Source organism: Enhydrobacter sp. (assembly GCF_030246845.1).
Lineage (GTDB): Bacteria > Pseudomonadota > Alphaproteobacteria > Reyranellales > Reyranellaceae > Reyranella.
On record NZ_CP126889.1, the window covers coordinates 539,495 to 565,437 of the forward strand.

The following is a 25,943-nucleotide window of genomic DNA, read 5'->3' on the forward strand; positions in this document are numbered from 1 at the left end:
CGTTAAAGTATCGCGTATGAGGGAAGCCCAGCTCGACGTCTCCGGTCTCGCGTTCGCCTACGACGGCGCCCTTGCCGTGCGCGATGTGTCGCTGGCCGTAAAGCCCGGCGAGATCGTGGCGCTGCTGGGCGCCAACGGCGCGGGAAAATCCACCACCGTCCGCATGATCGCGGGCGTGCTGCGGCCCCAGAAGGGCGAGATCCGCTTCGGCGGCGAGATGCTCGGCGGCGTGCCCAGCCATCATGTCGTGCGCCGCGGCATCACCCTGGTGCCCGAAGGCCGGCTGGTGTTCCCGCAGATGACGGTGATGGAAAATCTGCAGCTCGGCGCGCACGTCAAGCAACGGACCGAAGTCGCCGGTCTGGTCGACAAGGCGTTCCGCCTGTTCCCGCGGCTCGGCGAGCGGCGCGGCCAGCTCGCCGGCTCGATGAGCGGCGGCGAGCAGCAGATGCTCGCCATCGCGCGCGGCCTGATGGCCGAGCCTCGGCTCATCATCCTCGACGAGCCGTCGCTCGGCCTGATGCCCACGGTGACGCAGGAGATGTTCCGGCTGATCGAGATGGTGAACGCAAGCGGCATCGGCGTGCTGCTGGTCGAGCAGAACCTGCACCAGTCCCTGCGCATCGCCCATCGCGGCTATGTGCTGGAAAAGGGCGAGGTCGTGCTGGCCGGCACCGGCCGGGAGCTGCTCGCCGACGCCTACGTGCAGAAGGCGTTCCTGGGCCGGTAGCTGGAGCACCTCACGAACAAAAGCACGACAGGCGCCCCAACTACCTTGGTGTCATCCCGAGCGTAGCGAGGGATCTTTAATTGGCATCACGAAAGATCCCTCGCTGACGCTCGGGATGACACGGAGTTGATATAATCAGGAACGGATGAGAGCGACTGCAGTCGCGCTCCCGGCATTCAGGGCAACACTTCCGGCGTCCCCAGGTAGGCGGCGATCACCTTGGGATTTTTCGCCACCTCGTGCGGCGGGCCGTCGGCGATCAGGGTACCGGCGTCAAGCACCAGCAGCCGGTCGGAGATTTCCATCACCGACGGCATGTCGTGCTCCACCAGCAGCACCGTGACGCCGCTCGCCCGGATCTGGCGCAGCACGTCGATCATGGCCGCGGTCTCGGTGGGATTGAGGCCGGCACAGGGCTCGTCAGCCAGCAGCAGGTCGGCGCGCGTCGCGATCGCCCGCGCCACCTCGAGATGGCGCAACTGCCCGACCGTCAGCGCGCTCGCCGGCCGGTCGGCGAGAGAGATGAGCGAAGCGAGCTCCATGCCGCGCCGCGTCGTCGCCTCGACGTCGCGCGGCCCGGCCTTGCCGAACAGCGCGCCGATGCGCACGTTCTCGCGCACGCTCAAGTCGCGGAACGGACGGGCGATCTGGAAGGCGCGGGCGATGCCGAGCGTGGCGATGCGGTTGGTCGCCATCCCGGTGATCGACCGGTCCTGGAAGCGGATCTCGCCCGCGGTCGGCGCCAGATAGCCGGTGATGAGGTTGAACAGCGTCGACTTGCCCGCGCCGTTGGGGCCGATGATGCTGGTGATCGACCCCGACAGGATCGAGAAGGAGACGTCGGTGATGGCCTGCAGACCACGGAAGCTCTTGGACAGGCCCTCCACCTGCAGGATTGGCATGGCGCTCATTCTGCGGGCGCCACGGTGTCGCGGCGGGGCCTCCACGACCGCGCCATGCCGATGACGCCGCCGGGCGCGGCCAGCACGAGCAGCACGAGGAGAAGGCCGGTCGCGAAGAGATGGAAATCGAGCAGGCGGGCCAGGATCACCTGGGTGATGAAGACCAGCAGGAAGGCGCCGATCACCGGCCCGAACAGCGTGCCCATGCCGCCCAGCAGCGAATACACGATCAGACTGAGGTTGGTGTCGTCGCGATAGACCGAATCGGTCGTGATGTAGCCGAGTGAATGGGCGTAGAGCACGCCCAGCAGCCCGGTGAGCACGGCGCTCACGACGAAGGCCAGCCGCTTGTAACGCTCCGTCGGCACGCCCAGCATGCGCGCGGTATCCTCGTCCTCCCGGATGCTGAGCAGCCCCGCGCCGAAACGGCTGCGGCGGATCCGCCAGGCGATGAAAAGCACGGCGAGACCGGCCAAGAGATAAAGCCAGTAGAAGAAGTCGGCAGGCTCCATCGCCGAAGGCGCGACGGGCGGGAAGTTGAGGCCGAGCGAGCCCTGGAAGAAGTCGACGTTGTTGGTCAGCTCGGCGCAGACATGGCTCACGCCCAGCATGGCGATGGCGAAGAAGGTGCCGCGCAGGCGCAGGATCGGATACGCCACCGCCGCCGACAGGATGGCGCAGGCGCCGCCGCCGGCGAGAAGGCCCAGCGGCAACAACCAGATGGTCGGCAAGGTCGAGAAGCTGCTTTCGACCAGGCCGGCGGCGAAGGCGCCCACGCCGACGAAGGCGGCATGGCCGAAGCTCGCATAGCCGGCGAAGCCGCCGAGGATTCCCCAGGCGAGCCCGAGCCCGGCCGAGTAGAGCATCAGCTGGCCCACGCGCACATAGAACGGCGGCAGGACGAGCGGCCCGGCGGCGAGAAGGACGACGCAGGCGGCGACGAGCAGCGCGGCCGGAGCTGACGAACGTGTCATCGCGAGGCGCTGAAGGCGTTGCCCAGCAGGCCGTGCGGGCGGACCAGCAACAGGATCACCAGCATCAGGAACATGGTCACGTTGGGAAAGGGCGGGCCGACATACTGCGCGGTGAGCGTGTTCACGATGCCGAGCAGCAGGCCGCCCAGCAGCGCGCCGGCCGGGCTGCCGACGCCGCCCAGCACGACCACCACGAAGGCGTTCAGCGTCCACAGCGCCTCGTCGGCCGGCGAGAACGGCAGGATGACGCCGATCACGATGCCGGCGGCGCCCGCGAAGGCGGCGGAAACGGCAAAGGTGAGCGCGTACACGTGGCGCACATTGACGCCGCAAAGCTGGGCCGCGAGCGTCTGCTGGGCGGTGGCGCGGATGAGCCGCCCCAGATTGGAGAACTTGAGCAGCAGCGCGAGGCAGGAGAGCAGCACCAGGCTCGCCGCCAGCGCGCTCAGCCGCACCGCATCGAAGGTGAGGCCGGCGACCTTGAAGGAATCGAAGGCATAGGTCGGCGTGATGTTCTTCATGTCCGGCGAGAACACCCAGATCATGGCATTCTGCAGCATCAGCGCGATGCCGAAGGTGAGCAGCATCGAGCCGAGCGGCGTGCGACCGACCGTGCGCTGGATCAGGAAGCGCTGATAGACGTAGCCCACGCCGAACAGCGCGGCCATCACCAGCGGCAGGGTGAGCAGCGGATCGATGCCGAGTGCGTTGGACACGACGAGCGCGAGATAGGCGCCGAGCAGCACCAGCACGCCATGGCTGAGGTTGATCACATGCAGGACGCCGAAGATCAGCGAGAAGCCTACCGCGGCAAGCGCGTAGATGCCGCCCAGCACCAGACCGTCGGCCACTGTCTGCAGGACAAGGCTCATGCCGGACCGCGCCCGTCTTGCGCGCTCACGGGCGGGCTGGAAGCCCGCGGTGCCATGATCACGCCTTCTTGTCCCAGGTCGGAGAGGGATAGACCGGCGGCGCCGAGCGAGCCGCCTCGGGGAAGACCGTCTCGAGCTTGCCCTTCTGCACCTGGCCGATCATGCCGCCCAGCAGCAGCGGATCGCCGTCGCCTTCGGGCGTGAACTTGATGCGGCTGTAGAAAGTCTCGAAATCGGCCGCCGCCAGCGCGTCGCGCACCGCCTGCGGCTCGAGGCTCTTGGCCGCCTGCATCGCCAGCACGTAGGTCTCGATGCAGGCCGCGGCGCCGGCCGTGTGATAGGCGATCGGGCGCGTGAACTTGCTGCGGTAGTAGTCGGCGAACTTCTTGGCGCTGCCGAAGAACTTGTCCTTGTAGGGAACGTCCTCGTTCCAGTAGGTCGAGCAGCAGAGGTCCTCCGAATACTTGCCCAGCGCCTCGCGGAAGGAGGCGAGCTGAGGCCCCAGCCCCTGGAACAGGAGCTTGACGTTGGTGTTGGTCGCCACCATCTGGCGCGCGATCAGGAGCGAATCCTGGTCGTGCACGACGCAGATCAGCAGGTCCGGCGTCTTGGCGCGCACCGAGGCGAGCACGCTCGAAACATCCGTGACCTTGGCCGGCAGCTCGTAGGTCTCGATCCTCTTGAATCCCGCCTTGTCGCAGGCAAGCTGCACACCCTTGCCCGCCGTCTTGGAGAAGGGATCGTTGGCGTAGATCACCGAATAGGTCTGCGGCAGCGGCGTCAGCGTCTTGAAAAGCGCCGAGGCGGCGGTGAACTGGCGTGTCGCGCGCGGGTACATGCCGAAGACGTACTTGAAACCCCGGGTGAAGATGGCATCGGAGCCGCCGCCGGTCTGCACCATCGGCTTTTTCGCCCGCTCGGTGATCGCCGCCGTGGGCAGCACGATGTTGCTGCCGAACGAGCCGAGGAAGAAGTTCGTTCCTTCGTCGAGCTGGCGCTGGATCAGGGTGGTGGCGCGCGCCGGGTCGCTCGCATCGTCGAACAGCTTGAGCTCGATCCTGTATTTCTCGCCCGCGATCTCGACGCCGCCCAGCACGTCGTTGAAATAGCTCGCCGCCGTCAGATAGCCGTTGTTCACGTTGAGGCCGGTCTCGGCGGCGGCTCCGGTGAGCGGAACCGAGCCGCCGATCACCAGCGGCTTGCCGGCCGCGGCCCGCGCCGTACGAACGGCAGGCGCCGCAAGGGCCACCGCGCCAAGCCCTGCTCCACGAAGAACATCGCGACGATGCATCAATGCCCCCTCCCTCTTCGCTCCCAACGTTGACGGATCGCTTCCACGCCGGACTATAGGGCAAGATGGACGCCCGATGGAGATCGCTCGCGCGTCGCATTCCGCGAGACGCAACCTCCCGAAGGAGATGCTCATGGCTATCCGGCGTGCCCTCGCCAGACATGCCGCCGCGGCGGGCGTCATGCTTTGCCTCGCCCTCCTGTCCGGCGTCCATCCGGCCGAGGCGCGCGAGTTCAAGGTGCTCGACGCCTACGGCGCCTATGCCGACAGTCCAACCGTCAACAGTCCAGCCGACTACATCGCCTGGCTGAGGACGCAGCCGCGGTTTCGGGACGGCAAGCTCGACCGCCTGCCGGACCGCGCCGTGATCCTGCACCACGTCGAGGTGCGCGGCATGCTGAACCGGCTCGGCTATCCGGACTCGGAGATCGAAGAGCTTCGCATCGGCCATATCGATCCCAATCTGCTGTTCGTCGTGCGACCGAAATCGGGCCGTGCCTTCATCGTCAATCGCGGCCTTCCCGGCGCTGGTGGCATCGGCACGCAGGTGGCCGAGCTCGGCGCCCTCGGCGTTCGGCAGGCGATCCATATCGGCACCGCCGGTATCCTCGGTGAGCGGCTCCCCTACGGCTCCCTGATCGTCGCGCAAGGCTCCTACAAGGACGGGGCGGCCTTCCTGCTCGCCTCGAGCGCCAAGGAATTCGCCGAGCAGATCGCCTTCGCCGACGCCGCCCTGGCCGAGGCGATCGCCCGGCAAATGACCGCGGCGCACGTCGCCCACAGGCGCGCCCTCGGCTTCACCTCGCCGGTCTACTATTTCCAGAAGGTCGGCTTGCTGAAGGCCCTGCTCGCCTTCCCCTTCGATCCGGGCAAGGCGCCCGGCTTCGTCGAGATGGAAGAGGCGCCGTTCTTCGCGACGGCGCAGCTTGCCGGCGTCCGGGCGGCCAGCATCGTCGTCGGATCGGACCGGGCCGTTCCGGCGGGAGACGCGCTGCGACAGGAATTCTTCGACGGCGACCTCGATGCACTGCTGGCGCTCGCCCTGCGGCAGGCCATCGCAACCTTGTCTTCGAGTCCCTAAGGTGACGCTGCCGTCAGCTTCTTCTTGAGACGCCGCGCCGCTCTCCTTACAGTGGCTCGCAACAAGGCGGGCCAATGCCCTCGTTCTGGGAGGAACATCGATGATCAGGAGCGCAAGACTGCTCGCATTGGCCGTTGCGGCCACCTTCATCGCCGGCGGGCCCGCGATGGCCCAGAAGCAGGGCGGCACCCTCACTGTCGGGCTCGAGCTCGACATCCCGGGCTTCGATCCTCTCAAGGTGGGCGTTTTCGATACCGCGGCCGAAACTGCCGCCGCCCTGATCTTCGACACGCTCACGACCCGCGACGACAGCGGCAAGGCGCAGCCCAAGCTCGCCCTCTCCTGGACATCGTCCGACGACTACAAGACCTGGACCTTCAAGCTGCGGCCCAACGTCAAGTTCCAGGACGGCTCGCCGTTCAACGCCCAGGCGGTGGCCTGGAACTATGCCCGCCAGAAGGATCCGAAGAACCACTGCCGTTGCGCCTTCTACATCTCCAACATCAACAGCGTGGAGGCGGAGGACGACCTCACCGTCGTCTTCCATCTGCGCGACCCGGCGGTCGATCTTCCATCGCTGCTGACGATCCCCTCGTCGAACAATGTCGTGCAGTCACCGACGGCGATCCAGGCCAAGGGCGACGACTACAACCGCAATCCCGTCGGCACGGGCCCCTATGTCATCAAGTCATGGACCGCCGGCGACCGCATGGTGCTGGAACGCAATCCCGACTACTGGAACAAGAGCCATCAATATCTCGACCGTATCGTGCTGCGGCCGTTGCCCGATTCGCAGTCGCGTTTCGCAAGCCTGCAGTCCGGCGAGGCGCAGGTCGTGTGGGCCGACGAATACGAGGCCGACAACATCGCCCGCGCCCGCAAGGACAAGAACCTGAAAGTGCTCGAATATGTCGGCTCGGGCGCAGGGGTGTACGCCTTCAACACCAAGGTGGCGCCGTTCGACGATGTGCGCGTGCGGCAGGCGCTGGTGATGGCGATCGACCGCAAGAAGATGTCGCAGGCGCTGACCAACGGCCTCAGCCGGCCCGCCACCAATCCCTACGGCGACGGCTCCTGGGTCAAGTGCAAGGACGACGGCGCGCTGCCGTACGACCCCAAGAAGGCGGCGGAGCTCATCAAGGAGTACGGCAAGCCGGTCGACTTCAAGATGCTGGTGACGGCGACGCCGCGCGGCCGGGCGGTAGGCCAGGTGCTGCAGCAGTTCTGGAAGAGGGTCGGCGCCACGATGGAGATCGAGCAGGTCGACCAGGCGACGATCGTGCCGCGCGCCTTCCAGCGCAAGTTCCAGCTCACGCCGTGGCGCATCATCGATCTGGCCGATCCCGATCCGCAGATGTACGCCAACTTCCACACCGGCAGCCCGGTCGCGCTTGCCAACTATTCGAACCCCGAGCTCGACAAGCTCCTCGAGCATGCCCGGGTGACGGCCGACCCGGCCAAGCGCACCGAGGACTATTGCGCCGTCAGCCGCCTGATCAACAAGGAAGCGATCTGGTTCTGGACCTTCCAGAACACCTACTACGCCATGACGAGGGCCAACGTGAGAGGCATCCCCAAGATGTTCAGCGGCGTCATCGACGTCTCCCAGGCCTGGCTCGAATGACGGAACTCCATGACGACGCCGTTCTCCCGCCGCGACCCCGCATGAGCGCAACTGGGGTTGCGCGCTCCGATGAGCGTCCAAGGGAGCGCGCCGGTCCAATGACGCAATCTTGGAGTTTCGTTCGCGGTGATGGCCGGCGGGTCAAGGAGGTCGCATAGTGGCGCGATTCGTGGGACGGCGGCTGCTCCATCTCGTGCCGGTGCTGCTCGCCGTCACCCTGCTGACCTTCCTGATCGCATCGCTGCTGCCCGGCGATCTTGCCTATACGATGCTGGGCGACCAGGCGACTCCGGACAAGGTCGCGGCGCTGCGCGCCGAGATGGGGCTCGACCTGCCGATCTGGCAGCGCTACCTGCACTGGCTGTGGGACGTCCTGCAGGGTGACTTCGGCCGCTCCTTCCGCACCGGCGAGACAGTCCTGTCGGCGGTCCTCGACCGCCTGCCCGTCTCCATCGAGCTGATGGTGATGGCCGAGGCGCTGGGCCTGCTGATCGGCATTCCATTGGCCATCCTTTGCGCCGTCCGGAGCGGCAGCGCCGTCGACCGGTTCCTGACCGGGCTCGCCTTCGGCAAGCTCTCCCTGCCATCCTTCATGGTGGCGATCCTGCTGATCTACCTTTTCGCCGTGCAGCTCGGCTGGCTGCCCGCGACCGGCTGGGTCCCGTTCGCCGAGAATCCGGTCGGCAATCTGCGCAGCTTCGTGCTGCCCGCGCTCACGCTCGCCTTCGCCGAGTGGCCGGTGCTGATGCGCGTGCTGCGCTCGGACATGATCGCAACGCTGCAGGAGGACTATATCGCGATGGCCAAGGCCAAGGGCCTGCGGCCGGCGCGCATCCTGCTGGTCCATGCGCTGAAGCCGTCATCGCTGACGCTCGTCACGGTGACCGGCATCAATATCGGCCGGCTGATCGGCGGCGCGCTGATCGTCGAGACCATCTTCGCCCTTCCCGGCATCGGCCGCCTGCTGGTGGGCGCCATCTACGCCCGTGACTTCATCATCCTGCAGGGCGTCGTGCTGTTCGTGGCGGCCGGCTTCGTGATCGTGAACTTCGTGGTCGATATGCTCTATGCCGTCCTCGACCCAAGGATCCGTCATGGCCGTGCTTGAGATCGACGGCGACACCGCCCTGGTGTCTCCGGTGCGCAAGCGCCGCCGCGGATCGAATGCCTTGTTCGTGGCGGCGCTTGCCTGGATCGCCCTGATCGCGCTTGCCGCCATCCTGGCGGACGTGTTGCCGATCATGAGCCCGACCGACATGGACATGCTGGACAAGCGCGCGCCGCCCGGCGCCGAGCACCTGCTGGGCACCGACCAGCTCGGCCGCGACATGCTCTCGCGTCTGATCTATGGCGCCCGCATCTCGCTCACTGTCGGCCTGCTGGCGCCGGTGATCGGCCTCGTGATCGGCGGCGCGCTCGGCATGCTGGCCGGCTATTTCGGCGGCCGGTTCGAGGCGCTCACCGTGGGTGCGGTCGACGTCCTGCTGGCCTTCCCGCCGCTCGTCTTCGCGCTCGCCGTCACGGCCTATCTCGGCCAGTCGGTATTCAACCTCACGCTGGTGATCGGCGTGCTGGGCATCCCTGCTTTCACGCGCGTCGCCCGCGCCACGACCCTGTCGCTCTCGCAGCGCGAGTTCGTGGTCGCCGCCCGGGCGCTCGGCGCCACCCACACGCGGATCCTCCTGCGCGAGCTCCTGCCGAACGTAGCGCTGCCGCTGCTGGCCTTCTTCTTGCTGGGTGTTGCGGTCACCATCGTCGTCGAGGGCGCGCTGAGCTTCCTCGGCCTCGGCGTGCCGCCGCCGGCGCCGAGCTGGGGCAGCATGATCGGCGAGGGACGTGAGAGCCTCGACATCGCGCCATGGCTCGCTTTCCTGCCGGCCGGATTCATGTTCGTGACGGTCCTCGCGTTCAACATCGTCGGCGACACGCTGCGCGCGTTCACCGACCCGCGGCCCGGGGCCCTGTGAGGCGGGCGCGATGACGGGTCCGCTGCTCTCGCTCGAAGCCGTGTCGGTCGAGCTGCCGACCCCGCGCGGTGCATTGCGCGCCGTCGACAAGGTCGACCTCAGCCTGATGCCGGGCCGCACGCTCGGTATCGTGGGCGAATCGGGCTGCGGCAAGACCATGCTGTCGCGGGCGATCCTGCAGTTGCTGCCCAAGCGCGCGAAACTGTCGGGGCGCGTGGCCTTCGGCGGCCGCGACCTGGCGACGCTGTCGCCCGAGGCACTGCGCCGGCTGCGCGGGCCGGAGCTCGCGGTCGTGTTCCAGGATCCGATGACCTCGCTCAATCCGGTGCTCACCATCGGCACGCAGCTCGTCGAGACGCTGCAGGCCCATCTCGGCATGGATGCCACAGCGGCCAGCCGGCGTGGCGTCGATCTCCTTGCCGCCGTCGGCATCCCCGCGCCCGAGCAGCGGCTGCGCCAGTACCCGCACCAGCTTTCGGGCGGCATGCGCCAGCGCGTGGCGATCGCCATCGCCCTCTCCTGTGAGCCCAGGCTCCTGGTCGCCGACGAGCCCACCACGGCGCTCGACGTGACGGTGCAGGCCCAGATCCTCGACCTGCTGGCACGCGAGCAGAAGCGCCGGCACATGTCGATGATCCTGATCACCCACGATCTCGGCGTTGTCGCCGGCCGCACCGACGAAGTGGCCGTGATGTATGCCGGACGGGTCGTCGAGCGGGCGCCAACACCGAGCCTCTTCGCCCGGATGCGCATGCCCTATACCGAGGCGCTGCTGGCGGCCATCCCCAAGCTCGACTCGCCGCCCCATACGCCCCTGCCCGCCATCGCCGGGCGTCCGCCCGACCCGACGCGGCCGATGCCGGGCTGTTCCTTCGCGCCGCGCTGCCGCTACGCCGACGAGCACTGCCGGCAGGCGAAGCCGCCCTTGATCGATCCGGAGCAGAGCGGCGGGCTCTATGCCTGCTGGCATCCGCTGGCGCCGCCGGCCATGGCGGGGACGTGATGCCGGATTCGGCGTCGACCCTTGCCGCGCCTCTCCTGTCGGTGGAGCGGCTGACGGTCGAGTATCCGGTGGCCGGCCAGACGCTGTCGGCGGTCTCGGATGTCAGCTTGTCGGTCGGCCGCGGCGAGACGCTGGGCCTCGTGGGCGAATCGGGCTGCGGGAAGTCCACGCTCGGCCGCGCCGTGCTGCAGCTTCGCCGCCCCACGGCCGGCAAGGTCGTGTTCGACGGCACCGACCTCACTGCGCTCGGCGGCGAGGCGCTGCGGCTCATGCGCCGCCGCCTGCAGCTCATCTTCCAGGATCCGATCGCCTCGCTCAATCCCAGGCGCTGCATCGGCGACATCGTGGCCGAGCCGCTGATCATCGCCGGCGTCGCCGACCGGGCCGAGCGCGAGCGGCGCGTGCGCGAGGTCCTGGCGGCGGTCGGCCTCGATCCGGACGTCGTCTGGCGCCGCCTGCCGCACGAATTCTCCGGCGGCCAGTGCCAGCGCGTCTGCATCGCCCGCGCGCTGATCCTCGAGCCCGAGCTCGTGATCTGCGACGAGCCCGTGTCGGCGCTCGACGTGTCGATCCGGGCCCAGATCCTCAATCTGCTCGAGGAGATGAAGCGACGCTACGGACTGACGCTCCTTTTCATCGCGCACGACCTCGCCGTGGTGAAGGCCGTCAGCGACCGCATCGCAGTGATGTATCTCGGCCGGCTGTGCGAGATCGGGCCGACCGAGCGGGTCTTCGGCCGCCCGGCTCATCCTTACACCTCACTGCTCCTGGAAGCGATCCCGCTGCCGGATCCGACGGTTGCGCCGGCGACCAACGTCGCGGCCGGAGAGCCGCCCTCGCCGCTCGATCCGCCGTCCGGCTGCCGCTTCCGCACCCGTTGCCCGCGCGCCGACGCGATCTGCGCCGAGAAGGTGCCCACGCTGCGCCCCGTCGCCGGCGGGCAGATGGCCGCCTGTCACCATCCTTTGACCGAGGGTTAGTCGGGAACGACTCTGCGCACGTCGGCTGGCCGCCAGGCGTCAGACGCCGTAGGGCCAGGTGTCCGGAACGCCCGGGCCGGCGCTCGCCGCCAGCGGCTCGACCGCGTTCGTCCGATCGAACCAGACATAGGCGTCGAGCTGTCCCGGCAGCTCGACATGTGCATAGTGGCTCTGCAGCTCGGTCTCGGGGCGATAGATCACGCCGATGAAGCGCTCCAGCCGTTCCGCGCTCAGGCGGTCCCGCAGCTCACCCGCGATGTCGCCCAACATCAGCACGCCGCGGCCGATCCGGCCGTCGTGGAACTGGCGCTCGATGCTGTCGGGCCGCGACGGCCTCACTTCCATCACTTCCATCGGCCCGCCCCAGCCGTGTGCAGCCGCCACGGTGCCCGCATGGGTGCCGAAGCCGATCAGCGCGACCTGATCGCCGAAGCGCTCGCGGCAAAGCTGCCCGAGATTGAGCTCGTCGCGCACGCGGCCCATGTCGGTGAAGCGGGCATCGCCGATATGCGAATTGTGCGCCCACACGACCGCCTTCGAGCGCGGGCCGCGATGCTCCAGCAGCCGCAGCAGCGTGTCGAACATATGCCGGTCGCGCAGGTTCCAGCTTTCGGCGCCGCCATAGTACATCGCACGGTAGTAGCGCTCGGCGGTGGCCACGAGCTGCGCGTTCTGCACCGTGTCGAAGAAGCGGTCGTCCTTCGCGGCGCGATCGAGGCGGGTGGACAGGAGATCGGCGAGCGTCGCGACCACTGCCGCCTCGCAGTCACGATAGCCCTGGCTCAGCACCGCCCGGCCGTAGGCGGCCGGATCGCCCTGCCAGGGCGTCAAGCAGCCATAGCGCTCGCGCGCGATGCGCGCGGCGTCCCGATCGGTGCGATCGAGATAGTTCAGCACGGCCTCGATCGAGTCGGACAGGCTGTAGATGTCGAGGCCGTGGAAGCCGATCCTCTTCTCCTCGACATAGGGCAGGTTGTAGTCGCGCAGCCAGCCAATAAAGGCCTCGACTTCCTTGTTGCGCCACATCCAAGTGGGAAAGCGCCGGAAGGCCGGACGATCGCCGGCCGGCTGCGGCAGATGTCGGACATGCCGGTCGAGCGCCGCCGCATCCGGCCAGTCGGCTTCGACCGCGACCATCTCGAAGCCGTGGCGCTCGATCAGCCGACGCGTGATCCGGGCGCGGGCGCGGTAGAACTCCCGCGTGCCATGGCTCGCCTCGCCCAGCAGCACGATCCGCCGCCCAGCAAAGCGGTCGAAGATCTCGGCGAAAGCGGGATCGGCCGGATCGGGCAGGGCCTGCGTGGCGTCGGCAATCAAGGCCGGCAGGGAATGCGTCGTCGCCGGCGGCGGGTCCGCGATGCGCCCGTCGTCTCCCTCGTCGACGCTGCCGGCGGCCCAGCCTTCCGCGCCGATCAGCGGCACGAACATGACCTTCTCCAACGTCTCCTGCTCGAAGCTCGTCTTCCCCGTGCGGGTCACGCGGATCAGATGCTGCCGGCTGCGCGTCTCCCCGACCGGGATGACCAGCCGCCCGCCGATCGCGAGCTGGCGCCGCAGCGCTTCGGGAACGCGCGGCCCGCCGGCCGAAGCGATGATCACGTCGAAGGGTGCCGCTTCCGGCCAGCCCAGCGTGCCGTCGCCGGCCCGGACATCGACATTGCCATAGCCCAGCGACCGCAGCCGGCTCTCCGCCAGTTGCGCCAGCGCCGCGTGGCGCTCGATGGCGTAGACGCGGGCGGCGAGTTCGGCAAAAACGGCAGCGGCGTAGCCGGAGCCTGCGCCGACTTCCAGCACGCGATCGCCCGAGGCGATTTCCGCCGCCTCGGCCATGCGCGCCACGATGTAGGGTTGCGACATGGTCTGGCCTTCCTCGATCGGAAGCGCCGTGTCCTCATAAGCGAATTCGCGCATCGCCTCCGGCAGGAAGGCTTCCCGCTCGACCTTGCGCATGGCGGCCAGCACGCGCGGATCGCGGATGCCGCGACGCTCGATCTGACGGCGGACCATCCGTTCCGAGTTGGTGACGGCCATGCAGGGGCAACGACGATCTTTCTGCCGGGTTGCAGCCTTCCCGCGGGCCGCCATCAATTGGACAAATCCTGAGGCTTGAAATCCGACGCGGGGAGACGCTACTCCCGGCCCGACCTGAACTGCCCTAATGGAGCTGGAACTTGACTCGAGGCGGTTGGCTCCTTGCGGCGATCGCGCTGGGGCTTGTCGCAATCACGGCAGCGGCGGCGCTGCTGATCTGGGAGCCGGCCCTGCCGCCGATCCCGCCGCCTGCCGCCACGAGCTTCGACCACACGACGGTTCTGCATGGCGAGGCGCTTGCCCATCTCGGCAATTGCAGGACTTGCCACACCGCCCCCGGCGGACAGCCTTTCGCCGGCGGCCGGGCGCTGCGGACGCCCTTCGGCACGATCTACACCACCAACATCACCCCCGACCCCGAGACCGGCATCGGGCGCTGGTCGGCTGCTGCCTTCGCGCGCGCGATGCGCGAGGGCGTGTCGCGGGACGGCCGCTTTCTCTACCCGGCCTTCCCCTACGACCATTTCGCGCGCGTAAGCGACAGCGAACTCGATGCGCTTTACGCCTTCCTGATGACCCGCCCGGCGGCGCCGGCAAAGACCGCGGAAAATCGACTCGACTGGCCGTTCGGATATCGGCCGCTTCTCGCGATCTGGAACCTTCTCTTTCTATCGAGCGAGCCGACCGGAGATGGCGATCGCGGACGCTCTCTCGCCGAAGGGCTGGCGCACTGCGGTGCCTGCCATACGCCGCGCAATCGGTGGGGAGCGGAGATCAGCGGGCGCGCCTACGACGGGGCCTGGACCGAAGGCTGGTACGCACCGCCGCTCAATGCCCGGTCGCCGGCGGTGCGGCCCTGGACCGCCGACGAGCTGTTCATCTACCTGCGCACCGGCGTCGGCCGAACGCACGCGGCGGCGGCCGGGCCAATGAGGAATGTGACGCGCGAATTGGCCGCGGCGCCGGAGGCCGACGTGCGGGCGATCGCCGCCTACTTTGCCGGCCTGATGGCCGATGCACCCGCGGCGAAAGGCGACGCAATGCTGCAAGACAGGCAAGACCACGCCGATCAGGCGCACGCCGAAGGTGCGATCCTGTTTGCCGGCGCATGCGCTGCCTGCCACGAGACCGGGGCGCCCCTGATGCAGCAGGGACGGCCGCCGCTCGGCTGGACGACCTCGCTGCAGGAGAAGACACCGCACAACACGCTTCACGTGATCGTCCAGGGTCTCACGCCGCCTCCCGGCCGGGCCGGCCCGTCGATGCCCGGCTTCGGCAACGATTTCAGCGACCGCCAGCTCGGCGAGATCGCCGCCTACCTGCGGGCCCGCTACACCGATCTGCCGCCGTGGCAGGACCTCGACGCAGCGGTCGCCGACGTGCGCAAGGCAGCCGGCGAATGATCGGCCTCAGCGTGAACGGGATCGCACACTCCCTCGATGTCGACCCCGACACGCCGCTGCTCTACGTGCTGCGCGACGAGCTCGGGCTGAACGGCGCCAAGTTCGGCTGCGGTCTCGGCCAGTGCGGCGCCTGCACCGTCCTGGTCGACGACCGTCCGGCCTTTTCCTGTCTGCTGCCGGTCGCAGCCCTTGAGGGCCGCAAGGTGCGCACGATCGAGGGTCTGGGAACGCCCGACAAGCCGGGGGCTCTCCCGGCTGCGTTCGAAGCCGAGCAGGCTGCCCAGTGCGGCTACTGCATCGCCGGCATGATCATGCGCGCGCACGCCCTGCTCGAGCGCAACAACCGCCCGACCGAGGCCGAGCTGCGCGGCCATCTCGCGCCCAATCTCTGTCGCTGCGGCACCCATATGCGGATCCTGCGTGCGGTGAGGCGGGCCGCCGTTGCCATGGGCGGCGGGGTCAAGGAGGAAACCGCGCTGTGACCGGCCTCACGCGACGGACCCTGCTGGCCAATGGCGGCCTCGCGGTCGCCTTCGCAAGCGCGCCGCGCGGGCAGGCGCAGGAGCTTGGCGATTCCGCCAGGCTGCCGGGCGATCTCGACCGATATCCCTTCCTCGATTCCTGGATACGCATCGATCCGGCAGGCAATATCACCGTATTCACCGGCAAGGCGGAACTGGGCCAGGGGCTGAAGACGGCCCTGGTGCAGATCGTCGCCGACGAGCTCAGCGTGTCGCCGGCCGCCATCATGCTCATCACTGCCGACACCGGCCGCACGCCCGACGAGGGTGTCACCGCGGGAAGCCATTCGATGCAGAACAGCGGCATGGCGCTCCGCAACGCCGCGGCGAACGTACGCGTGCAGCTCACGCAAGCGGCGGCCTGGCGATTCGCGACCTCGATCGATCAGGTCGAGTTGCAGGACGGCAGGGCCTACGGACCCCGCAGCCAGCATCTCGGCTATGGCGATCTGGCGGCCGGCTTGTCGCTGCACGTGATGGCGAAGCCCGATGTGCCGCGGCGCACCAAAGGCCGCCGCCTGATCGGGGAGAACGTGCCGCGGATAGACCTTCCGGCCAAGGTGAGCGGCGGCGCCGCCTACGTGCAGGACATCCGTGCCCCCAACATGCTGCATGCCCGCGTCGTTCGCGGCCCGAGCGACGGCACGCAACTGAAACAGGCGGACATCGACGCCGCGGCCAAGATGCCCGGCATCGTACGCGTCGTGCGCGAGGGGCGCTTCCTGGCAGTGATCGCCGCCAAGGAGTGGCACGCCGTCAAAGCCTTGCGCCGGCTGCAGGCGGCGGGATGGGAAAGGCGCGGCGTCCCGCTCCCTCCCGCGGATCTGCGCGAGGCGATCCGTGGCTTGCCTGCCCGGGAGATCCCGATCTTCGCCTATCCGGGCCCGCCCGCGCCCGCCGACGCGCGGCTGCTGAAGGCGCGCTACAGCCGTCCCTTCCTGATGCACGGCTCGATCGGGCCGTCGTGCGCCGTCGCGCTGTGGCAGGACGACGGTCTCATGGTCTGGACGCACAGCCAGGGCGTTTCGCCGTTGCGCAAATCTTTGGCGGAGCTGCTGCACCTGCCGTTGGACAAGGTCCGCTGCATCCATGTCGAGGGCTCGGGCTGCTATGGCCACAATGGCGCCGACGACGTTGCCGCCGACGCGGCCCTTGCAGCGCGCGCCGTCCCGGGCCGGCCGGTGCGCCTGCAATGGACCCGCGAGCAGGAGCATGGCTGGGAGCCGCTGGGCTCGGCCATGGTGGTCGAGCTGCAGGGCGCGCTGGGCGCGGACGGCCGCATCGTGAGTTGGCGGCACGATGTCTGGAGCCATGCGCACAACGGCCGGCCGACCAGCGCCGGCGGCCTTCTGGCCGGCGCCGAGCTCGAGCCGGCCTTTGCGCCGCAGACGCCAAAGCCGATTCCCATGCCGGAAGGCGGCGGCGACCGTAACGCCAATCCGATCTATGCCCTTCCGAACGCGCGCGGCGTCTATCATTTCGTCGAGCGGGCGTCGGTGCGCGTCTCCGCGCTGCGCTCCCTCGGCGCGCACATGAACGTGTTCGCCATCGAAAGTTTCATGGACGAGCTGGCGGCAGCGGCAGGCATGGACCCGGTCGATCTTCGACTCATCCATCTGACGGACGAGCGTGCGCGAAAGGTCGTCGAGACCGCCGCCAACCGCTTCGGCTGGAAGCGGCGCACGAAGCGCGCCCGCCCCGGCCGTGGCTGCGGCTTCGGCTTCGCCCGCTACAAGAACCTCGGCGCCTACTGCGCGGTCGCCCTCGAGATCGAGGTCGAGCCCGATACCGGCGCGGTCGAAGTACGGCGCGCCGTCGCCGCGGTCGACAGCGGCGAAGCGGTCAGTCCCGACGGCATCCGCAACCAGATCGAGGGCGCGATCATCCAGTCGTTGAGCTGGAGCCTGCTGGAGTCCGTCACGTTCGATACCAGCCATCGCACGAGCTTCGACTGGAGCGCCTATCCCATCCTGCGCTTCCCGGGCGTGCCGGCCGCGATCGACGTCCATGTCGTCGACCGGCCGGGCGAGCCGTTCCTCGGCACGGGGGAAGCCGGTCAGGGACCGACGGCGGCGGCGCTCGCCAATGCGATCGCCGACGCGCTCGGCCATCGCCTGCGCGACATGCCGTTCACGCCCGACCGCATCAGGGCCGCCCTTCGAAGCTGAGAGTCAGTCGAGCCAGGAGGTGTCGCGCGATTTTCGACCGTAGTGCCGTTCGCCCTCGGCCGACGGCGCGGTCTCCTCGGATCTCGCCGACGTTTCCTTCGGCCGGCGCTGCGGCGCGCTCGCGAGCACCTCGCGCCCCAGGGCAGTGATCTTCCATCCCTGCGGCGTCTCGTCGATCAGCTTGTAGAGGGCAAGGCGGCCGCGCAACGGCGGATCGAGCCCGCGATCCGGCCCGAAGGCCGCCAACTGCTCGAGTGCCGCCCGTTCGTCGTCCATCAGAGCCATGGCAACCATAGCCGAAGAAACGGTTGTACTGATTTCCGGTTGCGACGCTTTGATGCGAAGCGCAGTCTGAAAGCGAACGATCGGGAACCCGCTCCAGCCGGACGCGTTACACCCGGTTTGCGAGGAGGGGCCTTGGACTCGATCTGGCCTTGGCATGTCGGCGTGCTGGATCCGCAGGGCCCGATCGGCAAGGCGGAGCGGCTGATCCTGCTGAACGCCACCTCGATCATGCTCGCGGTGATCGTCCCGGTCATCGTCCTGACCATTGCTTTCGCCTGGTGGTTTCGCGCGAGCAACCGCCGCGCGCGCTACCTGCCCGACTGGTCGTATTCGGGACCGATCGAGCTGGTGGTGTGGTCGATTCCCGCCCTCGTCGTGCTGTTCCTGGGCGGCGCCGGATGGATCAGCTCGCACGAGCTCGATCCGCCGCGACCGATCGCCTCGTCGGAGCCACCGCTCGAGATCCAGGTCGTGTCGCTCGACTGGAAGTGGCTCTTCATCTACCCCGGTGAAGGTGTGGCGACGGTGAACCGGCTGGTCGTTCCCGTGGAGAGACCGCTGCACTTCAGCGTCACCTCGGCGACGGTGATGAACAGCTTCTTCGTGCCGCAGCTCGGCAGCCAAATCTACGCCATGGCGGGCATGACGACGCAGCTCAACCTCCAGGCCGACAGGCCGGGCACCTTTCCCGGCCTCAGCGCCCAGTTCAGCGGCGATGGTTTCTCCGACATGCGCTTCGACGTTCTCGCCGTGCCGGCCGACCGCTTCGCGGCCTGGCTTGCCGAGGCGCACGCCGGAAAGGACAAGCTGGACGAGGCAAGCTACGCCGCGCTCGCCCGGCCCGGCATCGTCCGCCAGCCGATGACCTACGCGACCGTTGCGCCGCGGATGTTCCAGGCCATCATCGGGGAAGCGACAGGCCAGTAGCATGCTGGGCAAGCTTTCCTGGGACGCCATTCCGTTCGACAAGCCCATCCCGATGGCGGCATCGGTGATGATGATGGTCGCCATCGCGGCGGTCCTGCTCACGGTCGTCCTCAAGGGCTGGTGGCCATATCTCTGGCGCGAATGGATCACCAGCGTCGACCACAAGCGCATCGGCGTCATGTACGGCGTGCTCGCCCTCGTGATGCTGCTGCGCGGCTTCACCGATGCGATGATGATGCGCCTGCAGCAAGCCTTCGCCGCCGGCAACTCGCAGGGCTACCTGCCGCCCGACCATTTCGACCAGATCTTCTCGGCGCACGGCACGATCATGATCTTCTTCGTCGCCATGCCGTTCATGATCGGCCTCATGAACTTCGTCGTGCCGCTCCAGCTCGGCGTGCGCGACGTCGCCTTTCCGGTGCTGAACTCGGTCAGCTTCTGGCTGACCGCCGCCGGCGCGCTGCTTGTCAACATGTCGCTTGCCGTCGGCGAGTTCGCGAAGACCGGCTGGCTCGTCTATCCGCCCCTCTCGGAGCTCGCCTACTCGCCCGGCGTCGGCGTCGACTACTATCTCTGGGCATTGCAGATCTCGGGCGCCGGCTCGCTGCTGACCGGCATCAACTTCACCACGACCATCCTGAAGCTGCGCGCGCCCGGCATGGGCTATGGCCGCATGCCGGTGTTCTGCTGGACGGCGCTGGCCTCGAACCTCCTGATCGTCGCCGCCTTTCCGATCCTGACGGCGACCCTCGCCATGCTGCTGCTCGACCGCTACCTCGGCTTCCATTTCTTCACCAACACGGCCGGCGGCAACATGATGATGTACGTCAACCTCATCTGGGCGTGGGGCCATCCCGAAGTCTATATCCTGATCCTGCCGGCATTCGGCGTTTACTCGGCGGTGATCTCGACCTTTTCCGGCAAGCCGCTGTTCGGCTACCGCTCCATGATCGTCGCCACCATGGCGATCTGCATGCTCTCCTTCATGGTGTGGCTGCATCACTTCTTCACCATGGGCGCGGGCGGCGACGTGAACGGCTTCTTCGGCATCATGACCATGATCATCGCCGTGCCGACCGGCGTGAAGGTCTTCAACTGGCTCTTCACTTTCTATGGCGGCCGCGTGCGCTTCGCCTCGCCGCTGCTCTGGGCGCTGGGCTTCATCTGCACTTTCGTGATCGGCGGCATGACCGGCGTTCTGCTGGCCGTGCCGCCGGCCGACTTCGTTCTGCACAACAGCCTGTTCCTGATCGCGCACTTCCACAACGTCATCATCGGCGGCGTGCTGTTCGGCGCCTTCGCGGGATACGCCTACTGGTTCCCCAAGGCCTTCGGCTTCACGCTCGACGAGCGGTGGGGCAAGGCGGCGTTCTGGTGCTGGCTGATCGGCTTCTACCTGGCCTTCATGCCGCTCTATGCGCTGGGCCTGATGGGCGCCACGCGGCGCATGCAGCACTACCCCGAGACCGACTGGCAACCGATGTTCGTGATCGCCCTGGTCGGAGCGGTCGTCATCCTGGCCGGCATCGCCTGCATCATCGTGCAGCTCGTCGTCAGCATCCGCACGCGCGAGACGCGCCGCGACCGCACCGGCGATCCCTGGAACGGACGCACGCTCGAATGGTCGACGTCCTCGCCGCCGCCGGCCTGGAACTTCTCGGTCCTGCCACGGGTCGAGGGCGTGGACGCCTATTGGCATATGAAGCAGGCCGGCCGCGGGACAACCGGGCCGCAGGCGTCGCGCCGCTGGCGGCCGGTCGCCCTGCCCCGACCGACGCCGGTGGGATTCTTCGTCTCGTTCTTTTCCGTGATCGCGGGCTTCTCCCTGGTCTGGCACATCTGGTGGCTGGCGATCGTCGGATTGATCGGCATGGCGGCGTCGGCGCTGACCCACGCCTGGCGCATCCACGGCGAGATCGAGATTCCCGCCGACGTGATCGCCGCGGCCGAACAGGCGCGCGAGCGCGAGGCGTCGGCATGAGCGTCGTCGACACCCTCACGACGCCGGTCGACAGCAAGACCGGAATTCCGCTGTCCGAGCGCGGCCCGGCGCCCGTGGAGATCGTGGTCGGCTTCGGCTTCTGGCTGTTCCTCCTCAGCGACATCGTGATCTTCTCGGCGCTGTTCGCGACCTACGCCGTCCTTGCCGGCCGCACCGCGGGCGGCCCCGACGGCCTCCATCTGTTCAATCGCGGCCATGTCCTGATCGAGACCTTCTGCCTGCTGTTCTCGAGCTTCGCCTGCGGCCTCTGCAGCCTCGCCATCGAGCGCCGTTCCACGGCCGCGACCTATCTGTGGGCCGCCGCCACCTTCGTCCTCGGCGCGGCGTTCATAGGGCTGGAGCTGTCGGAGTTCCTGCGCATGGGGGCCGAAGGCGCGGGACCGACGCGCAGCGCCTTCCTCTCTGCCTTCTTCACCCTGGTGGGCACGCATGGGCTGCACGTCACGTTGGGGCTCTGCTGGCTGGTGGTGATGATGGCGCAGGTGGCGACGCTGGGGTTCCGGCCGGTGGTCGTGCGAAGGCTTCTTTGCTTCACGCTGTTCTGGCATGCGCTCGACATCGTCTGGATCGGCGTCTTCACCATCGTCTATCTGGGAGCAGGCTATGTCTGACCCGCACCAGCAGCAGGCCGCGGCGCACGATCATGCGCCGGGCGGCGCCCGGACGAGCCGTGGCGGCCTGCGTGCCTATCTGGCGGGCCTGGGCTTCGCGATCGTCCTCACCGCGGCTTCCTTCTGGGTGGCCGACACGCAGACGGTATGGAAACCCGCGGTGCCGGTCCTGCTCGCCGCGCTGGCGATTGGCCAGATGGGCGTGCATGTGGTGTTCTTCTTCCACATCTCGAGCGGCCCCGACGACACCAACAATTTCCTGGCGCTGGCCTTCGGCATCTTCGTCGTCGCCCTGATCGTGTTCGGCTCGATGCTGATCATGACCAATCTCGACGCCAACATGACGCCGATGGAGCATATGCTGCAGACTCGGCACTAGCGGCCGCAGGAGTCCATGCCATGCGCAAGATGGTCCAGATCGCGCCGACCAGCCTGAATGCCCTCGAGATCCTCGAATCCGACACGGGCAAGAGCTTCCAGGAGCTCATGGACGAAGCCGTCGCCGACCTCCTGAAGAAATACAAGCGGCCGGTGGCGATGCGCGAGATGTTCGAGAAGAGCGCCGCGCGCGCCCGCCGGACTAAATGAACGACATGCCGCCGCTCAAGGCGACGGTCTGGCCGGTCATGTAGGCGTTGCCCACGAGCATGAGGACGATCTGCGCGCACTCCTCGGGGGTGCCGAAGCGCCCCAGGGGAATGCGCGCGGGCGACGAAGCGAGGCCCGATCGTACCATGTCGGTCTCGATCAGGGACGGCGCCACCGCATTCACCGTGATGCCGTCCTTCACCAGCCGCGCCGCATAGCCGCGCGTCAGCCCCTCCAGGCCCGCCTTCGAGGCGTTGTAGTGAGGGCCGATGCCGCCTGCACCGCGGGCCGCGCCCGACGAGATGTTGACGATCCGGCCCCATCCTCGGGCGCGCATCTCGGGAACGACGGCCTGCGTGCAAAGGAACGCCGACTTCAGGTTCACGGCGATTGTCTGATCGAACACGTCCTCCGTGAGCTCGTCGATGGTCCGGATGAGGCCGATCCCGGCGTTGTTGACCAGCACGTCGATCGCGCCGAGCTCGCGTCGTACGGCGGCCACCATCGCCGCGACCTCGGTGCTGCTGGACACATCCGCACGAACCGCCATCGCCCTGCCGCCCGCCTTGCGGATCGTCTCGACGACCGACTGGGCAGCCGCCGCATTGTCCCGGAAATTGACCGCGACTGCAGCGCCCGCTTCGGCCAGCGAAATCGCAATCGCGCGTCCGATGCCGCGCGAGCCGCCCGTGATCAACGCCGTCCGCCCGCTGACCTCCGCCATTTTCGCCTCCCTCTATCGACCGATCCGGTTGGACATGTTAGGCGAATGAACGACCGTTCAGGGAGGTTCTTATGCATCGGCTTGGTTTCGGCGCCTTTCTCGCCCCGCATCATCCCATCGGCGAGCACCCGATGCTGCAGTTCCGCCGGGACATCAAATTCGTCCAGCATCTGGACGAACTGGGCTACGACGAATTCTGGTGCGGCGAGCACCATTCCTCCGGCTGGGAGATGATCGCCTCGCCCGAGATGTTCCTGGCCGCCGCCGGCGAGCACACCAAGCGCATCAAGCTCGCCACCGGCGTCGTCTCCCTGCCCTACCATCATCCCTACAACGTGGCGCAGCGCATGGTGCAGCTCGACCACATGACCGGCGGCCGGGCGATCTTCGGCTCGGGACCGGGCGCGCTGCCGTCCGACGCCCATACGCTCGGGATCGATCCGATGGTCCAGCGCGATCGGCAGGACGAGGCCATCGGCATCATCCGGCGCCTGTTCCGGGGCGAGCGCGTGACCGCCAAAAGCGACTGGTTCACGCTGCAAGACGCGGCGCTGCAGCTTCTCCCGCTGCAGGAGGAGATGCCGTTCGCCGTCGCCTCGCAGATCAGCCCGTCCGGCATGACGCTGGCCGGCAAGCATGGCATCGGCATCATCTCGCTGGGCTCGATGTCGACCGAAGGCCTGACCGCCCTGCCGACGCAATGGGGCTTCGCCGAGGAGGCAGCCAGAAAACACGGCCAGACCGTCGATCGCCGCAACTGGCGGGTGCTCCTCAACTGGCACATCGCCGAAACCCGCGACAAGGCGATCGAGGAAGCCCGGCACGGCCTGATGCGCTGGCACAACGAGTACGTCCACGGCACCCTGCAGCGGCCGGGCTCGACACCTTTCAGATCGCCCGACGACGCGATCGAGCAGACGGCTTTCGCCTCGGGATCGGCCGCCGTGATCGGCACGCCCGACGACCTCGTGAAGATGATCCGGTCGGTGTACGAGAAGAGCGGCGGCTTCGGCACGGTCGTCGGCTTCGTCCACGACTGGGCCAATATCGAGAACACGTTCAGGAGCTGGGATCTCGTCGCCCGATACGTCGTGCCCGAGGTCAACGGCTACGTCGCCAAGCTTCGCCAGTCGCAGAAGTTCCTGATCGAGAATCGCGGCGTGTTCGAGCGCGCCAACCAGGCGGTCATGGCCAAGATCATGGAGAACAAGTCGGCGGCCGAAGCGCTCAAGGTCACGGCCTCTCCGCGCGTCGCCGCCGCCTCGGCCCAGGTCCCCGACTTCGAGAAGGCGCGCCAGCGCGCGAAGTAGAAGCGGCGAGCTCGGAGCCCCGCTTGGCCATCGTGGTGGTGATGGGCGTCTCGGGATCGGGCAAGACCACGATCGCGATCCTGCTGGCCGACGCCCTGCACTGCCAGTTCCTGGAGGGCGACGATCTGCATCCGCAGTCGAACGTCGAGAAGATGCGCGGCGGCACGCCGCTCACCGACGCCGACCGCCTGCCCTGGCTGCACAGGATCGCCGGGAAGATCGACGACTGGCGCTCGCGCCGCGAATCGGGCGTGCTGACCTGCTCGGCGCTGAAGCGCAGCTATCGCGACATCGTCATCGGCGACCGCAAGGACGTGACGCTGGTCTATCTCCACGGGTCATGGGAACTCATCCACCAGCGGATGGCGGCGCGCCGCAAGCATTTCATGCCAGCCGCATTGCTCGACAGCCAGTTCGCGACGCTGGAGGAACCGGGGCCCGACGAAAATCCGATCGTCGTCGACGTCAGCGGCCAACCGGCCGAGATCGCGGCCGAGATCGTGCGGCAGCTCGAGGCCCGCGCCGTCTGAACCTACGAGCTTCGCGGCGGCGCGAGCATGATTCCGCTTTCGCGGCAGAGGGTCTCGACATCGCTGCGCTGCGGCTCGAACGCGCCGATCTCGACCACGATGAACTCGGACGGCGTGGGCGTGCTCCTCATCGCGCCGATGAAAGGCGCCATGCCCACATAGGCCCCCGCCGAATTGCGGCCGTTCACGGCGCCGCAGACCGTGATCCAGCCGTGCTTGTTCCTGGTCGCCCGCAACTCGCTGAAGGAGGCGGTCCGCGGGTCCTTCATCCATTTGAGGACGGCGGAGATGACGGCCTCCTGCTGGCGCTCGTCGAGCTTCAGGGGGACGCCAGCCTCGATCGGCGTTCCGACAGGCGGCTGGGGATAGCTGCGATACGGCTCCGGAAGGCTGACCGGGCGGTAGGACGGATCAGCCGTCGTTTGCACACAACCAGCCAACATCGCGCCCACCGCGAGCAACAGGTGCCCACGCATCGATCCGAACTCCCCCTTCCGTCAGAACAGGTTAGGCCGGCGCGCGGATTTAATCCACAGGTTCCGCAATCTGCTTCATAGAGCGCGAATCAAGTTGGTGCTTCATCCACACCGAAGGCCTGTCGCATGGCCTTCACCCCTTCTTGGTGGGGCGTCCACATCCGGCCGCCGACCAGGCCGCCGTCGACCACCAGATCGTGGCCGTTGACGAAGCTCGACTCGTCGGAGGCGAGGAATACCGCGGCGTAGGCGATATCGTCGGTCCTGCCGGCGCGCGGGATCGGCTGGTTCTTCGCCATGCCGGTCTTCATCGCCTCGGCGTAGCCGTCGGCCTTGTCGGGCGGCAGGCCCAGCGCCTTGGCGAAGATGCCGGTGGCGATGCCGCCCGGCGAGATCGAGTTCACCCGCACGTTCTTCTCGCCGAGCTGCATGGCGGCGCAGACCGTGAGGTGGTTCACGGCGGCCTTGGCCGCGCCATAGATCATCGACGTCGAGTAGCCGGCCCGACGCGCGGCGACGCTGCCGTTGTTGATGATGCTGCCCGAGCCCTGCTTCATCATGACGGGTGCGGCGTGCTTCATGCCGAGCATCACCGAACGCACGAGCGTCGCCATCGCCGCATCGAAGCCCTCGACGGGAACGGTCTCGATGCCCCCTACCGGCGCGGGGCCGCCGGCATTGTTGAAGAGGCAATCGAGCCGCCCCCACCTGGCGAGGCACGTCTCGATCATCGCCCTCACGTCGGCTTCCTGCGTGGCGTCGGCTTTCACGAACAGGCACCTGTCCTCGCCCAGCGCCTGCTCGAGCGACCGCCCGAGTTCCTCGCGCCGGCCCGTCGCTACCACCCTGGCGCCCTCCTGCACGAAGATTTCGACCGTGCGCCGACCGATGCCGCTGGTCGCTCCCGTGACGATGGCGACCTTGCCGTCGAGCCTGCCCATGA

26 protein-coding genes are annotated in these 25,943 nt (G+C 67.9%); 17 read left to right on the plus strand and 9 right to left on the minus strand.

What is annotated here, in order from left to right:
- The first annotated feature begins 16 nt into the window (after positions 1-16).
- Entirely contained in the window at positions 17-730 is a 714-nt protein-coding gene (locus OJF58_RS02840) for an ABC transporter ATP-binding protein (protein ID WP_300781558.1), read from the plus strand.
- A 176-nt stretch (positions 731-906) separates the two neighbouring features.
- Here OJF58_RS02840 and OJF58_RS02845 read toward each other — a convergent pair whose 3' ends face one another.
- Genes OJF58_RS02845 through OJF58_RS02860 form a run of 4 tightly spaced genes read right to left on the minus strand, consistent with a single transcriptional unit; the run spans position 907 to position 4,769 of the window.
- Positions 907-1,641 carry an ABC transporter ATP-binding protein gene (locus tag OJF58_RS02845; protein WP_300781559.1) on the minus strand — a complete coding sequence of 245 codons (735 nt, stop codon included), beginning with the start codon at positions 1,639-1,641 and terminating at the stop codon, positions 907-909.
- A complete protein-coding gene (locus OJF58_RS02850) occupies positions 1,638-2,606 on the minus strand; it encodes a branched-chain amino acid ABC transporter permease (protein ID WP_300781560.1) in 969 nt (322 codons plus the stop codon). Before OJF58_RS02850 ends, OJF58_RS02845 begins: the two co-directional genes overlap by 4 nt.
- On the minus strand, positions 2,603-3,478 hold the full coding sequence (locus tag OJF58_RS02855) for a branched-chain amino acid ABC transporter permease (RefSeq protein WP_300781561.1): 876 nt from the start codon (positions 3,476-3,478) through the stop codon (positions 2,603-2,605). The genes OJF58_RS02850 and OJF58_RS02855 overlap by 4 nt, the downstream gene beginning before the upstream one ends.
- Before the next feature lie 58 nt (positions 3,479-3,536).
- Positions 3,537-4,769: an amino acid ABC transporter substrate-binding protein gene (locus OJF58_RS02860; RefSeq protein WP_300781562.1), complete on the minus strand. Its 1,233-nt coding sequence runs from the start codon at positions 4,767-4,769 to the stop codon at positions 3,537-3,539.
- Between the two features lie 133 nt (positions 4,770-4,902).
- Between OJF58_RS02860 and OJF58_RS02865 the strand changes: the two genes are divergently transcribed.
- The 6 genes from OJF58_RS02865 (at position 4,903) to OJF58_RS02890 (ending at position 11,424) form a co-directional block, all read left to right on the plus strand.
- Positions 4,903-5,850, plus strand: coding sequence for a hypothetical protein (locus tag OJF58_RS02865; protein ID WP_300781563.1), 948 nt, complete (start codon positions 4,903-4,905; stop codon positions 5,848-5,850).
- Positions 5,851-5,950: 100 nt separating this feature from the next.
- Complete coding sequence (locus OJF58_RS02870; protein WP_300781564.1) at positions 5,951-7,474, plus strand: ABC transporter substrate-binding protein; 1,524 nt, start codon at positions 5,951-5,953, stop codon at positions 7,472-7,474.
- 157 nt (positions 7,475-7,631) lie between these two features.
- On the plus strand, positions 7,632-8,582 hold the full coding sequence (locus OJF58_RS02875; protein WP_300781565.1) for an ABC transporter permease: 951 nt from the start codon (positions 7,632-7,634) through the stop codon (positions 8,580-8,582).
- Complete coding sequence (locus OJF58_RS02880) at positions 8,569-9,441, plus strand: ABC transporter permease (RefSeq protein WP_300781566.1); 873 nt, start codon at positions 8,569-8,571, stop codon at positions 9,439-9,441. Before OJF58_RS02875 ends, OJF58_RS02880 begins: the two co-directional genes overlap by 14 nt.
- Before the next feature lie 10 nt (positions 9,442-9,451).
- Positions 9,452-10,444, plus strand: coding sequence for an ABC transporter ATP-binding protein (locus OJF58_RS02885; RefSeq protein WP_300781567.1), 993 nt, complete (start codon positions 9,452-9,454; stop codon positions 10,442-10,444).
- The gene (locus OJF58_RS02890; protein ID WP_300781568.1) at positions 10,444-11,424 is read left to right on the plus strand and encodes an ABC transporter ATP-binding protein; all 981 of its coding nucleotides are present in this window, start codon (positions 10,444-10,446) and stop codon (positions 11,422-11,424) included. Before OJF58_RS02885 ends, OJF58_RS02890 begins: the two co-directional genes overlap by 1 nt.
- 39 nt (positions 11,425-11,463) lie before the next feature.
- Here OJF58_RS02890 and OJF58_RS02895 read toward each other — a convergent pair whose 3' ends face one another.
- Positions 11,464-13,455 (minus strand): protein-L-isoaspartate(D-aspartate) O-methyltransferase, encoded by a 1,992-nt coding sequence (locus OJF58_RS02895; RefSeq protein ID WP_300781569.1) that lies wholly within the window; start codon positions 13,453-13,455, stop codon positions 11,464-11,466.
- A 140-nt stretch (positions 13,456-13,595) separates the two neighbouring features.
- On the opposite strand from OJF58_RS02895, the gene OJF58_RS02900 reads away from it, so the two are divergent.
- Genes OJF58_RS02900 through OJF58_RS02910 form a run of 3 tightly spaced genes read left to right on the plus strand, consistent with a single transcriptional unit; the run spans position 13,596 to position 17,547 of the window.
- Positions 13,596-14,858 (plus strand): cytochrome c, encoded by a 1,263-nt coding sequence (locus OJF58_RS02900; protein ID WP_300781570.1) that lies wholly within the window; start codon positions 13,596-13,598, stop codon positions 14,856-14,858.
- Positions 14,855-15,340 (plus strand): (2Fe-2S)-binding protein, encoded by a 486-nt coding sequence (locus OJF58_RS02905; RefSeq protein ID WP_300781571.1) that lies wholly within the window; start codon positions 14,855-14,857, stop codon positions 15,338-15,340. The genes OJF58_RS02900 and OJF58_RS02905 overlap by 4 nt, the downstream gene beginning before the upstream one ends.
- On the plus strand, positions 15,337-17,547 hold the full coding sequence (locus tag OJF58_RS02910; protein WP_300781572.1) for a molybdopterin cofactor-binding domain-containing protein: 2,211 nt from the start codon (positions 15,337-15,339) through the stop codon (positions 17,545-17,547). The genes OJF58_RS02905 and OJF58_RS02910 overlap by 4 nt, the downstream gene beginning before the upstream one ends.
- Before the next feature lie 3 nt (positions 17,548-17,550).
- Here the strand turns inward: OJF58_RS02910 and OJF58_RS02915 are convergent, their stop codons facing one another.
- A complete protein-coding gene (locus OJF58_RS02915) occupies positions 17,551-17,832 on the minus strand; it encodes a hypothetical protein (RefSeq protein WP_300781573.1) in 282 nt (93 codons plus the stop codon).
- A 132-nt stretch (positions 17,833-17,964) separates the two neighbouring features.
- On the opposite strand from OJF58_RS02915, the gene cyoA reads away from it, so the two are divergent.
- The 5 genes from cyoA to OJF58_RS02940 are packed head-to-tail and all read left to right on the plus strand — an operon-like array spanning position 17,965 to position 21,960.
- Positions 17,965-18,759, plus strand: a complete 795-nt coding sequence (gene cyoA, locus OJF58_RS02920; protein WP_300781574.1) for a ubiquinol oxidase subunit II — start codon at positions 17,965-17,967, stop codon at positions 18,757-18,759.
- A 1-nt stretch (position 18,760) separates the two neighbouring features.
- A complete protein-coding gene (gene cyoB, locus OJF58_RS02925; protein ID WP_300781575.1) occupies positions 18,761-20,740 on the plus strand; it encodes a cytochrome o ubiquinol oxidase subunit I in 1,980 nt (659 codons plus the stop codon).
- Positions 20,737-21,372 carry a cytochrome o ubiquinol oxidase subunit III gene (gene cyoC, locus OJF58_RS02930; RefSeq protein ID WP_300781576.1) on the plus strand — a complete coding sequence of 212 codons (636 nt, stop codon included), beginning with the start codon at positions 20,737-20,739 and terminating at the stop codon, positions 21,370-21,372. The genes cyoB and cyoC overlap by 4 nt, the downstream gene beginning before the upstream one ends.
- On the plus strand, positions 21,365-21,751 hold the full coding sequence (cyoD, locus tag OJF58_RS02935; RefSeq protein WP_300781577.1) for a cytochrome o ubiquinol oxidase subunit IV: 387 nt from the start codon (positions 21,365-21,367) through the stop codon (positions 21,749-21,751). The genes cyoC and cyoD overlap by 8 nt, the downstream gene beginning before the upstream one ends.
- Positions 21,752-21,771: 20 nt before the next feature.
- A complete protein-coding gene (locus OJF58_RS02940; protein WP_300781578.1) occupies positions 21,772-21,960 on the plus strand; it encodes a hypothetical protein in 189 nt (62 codons plus the stop codon).
- Here OJF58_RS02940 and OJF58_RS02945 read toward each other — a convergent pair.
- Entirely contained in the window at positions 21,953-22,684 is a 732-nt protein-coding gene (locus tag OJF58_RS02945; RefSeq protein ID WP_300781579.1) for a 3-oxoacyl-ACP reductase family protein, read from the minus strand. The two genes, OJF58_RS02940 and OJF58_RS02945, sit on opposite strands and share 8 nt — an antisense overlap.
- A 71-nt stretch (positions 22,685-22,755) precedes the next feature.
- Between OJF58_RS02945 and OJF58_RS02950 the strand changes: the two genes are divergently transcribed.
- Positions 22,756-23,994 (plus strand): LLM class flavin-dependent oxidoreductase, encoded by a 1,239-nt coding sequence (locus tag OJF58_RS02950; protein ID WP_300781580.1) that lies wholly within the window; start codon positions 22,756-22,758, stop codon positions 23,992-23,994.
- A 32-nt stretch (positions 23,995-24,026) separates the two neighbouring features.
- Positions 24,027-24,524: a gluconokinase gene (locus tag OJF58_RS02955; RefSeq protein WP_300785147.1), complete on the plus strand. Its 498-nt coding sequence runs from the start codon at positions 24,027-24,029 to the stop codon at positions 24,522-24,524.
- A gap of 2 nt (positions 24,525-24,526) precedes the next feature.
- Here OJF58_RS02955 and OJF58_RS02960 read toward each other — a convergent pair whose 3' ends face one another.
- Together OJF58_RS02960 and OJF58_RS02965 are read right to left on the minus strand one after the other, a co-directional pair.
- Complete coding sequence (locus tag OJF58_RS02960; protein WP_300781581.1) at positions 24,527-24,952, minus strand: hypothetical protein; 426 nt, start codon at positions 24,950-24,952, stop codon at positions 24,527-24,529.
- A 137-nt stretch (positions 24,953-25,089) separates the two neighbouring features.
- Positions 25,090-25,941 (minus strand): SDR family oxidoreductase, encoded by an 852-nt coding sequence (locus OJF58_RS02965; RefSeq protein ID WP_300781582.1) that lies wholly within the window; start codon positions 25,939-25,941, stop codon positions 25,090-25,092.
- Between the last annotated feature and the right edge of the window lie 2 nt (positions 25,942-25,943).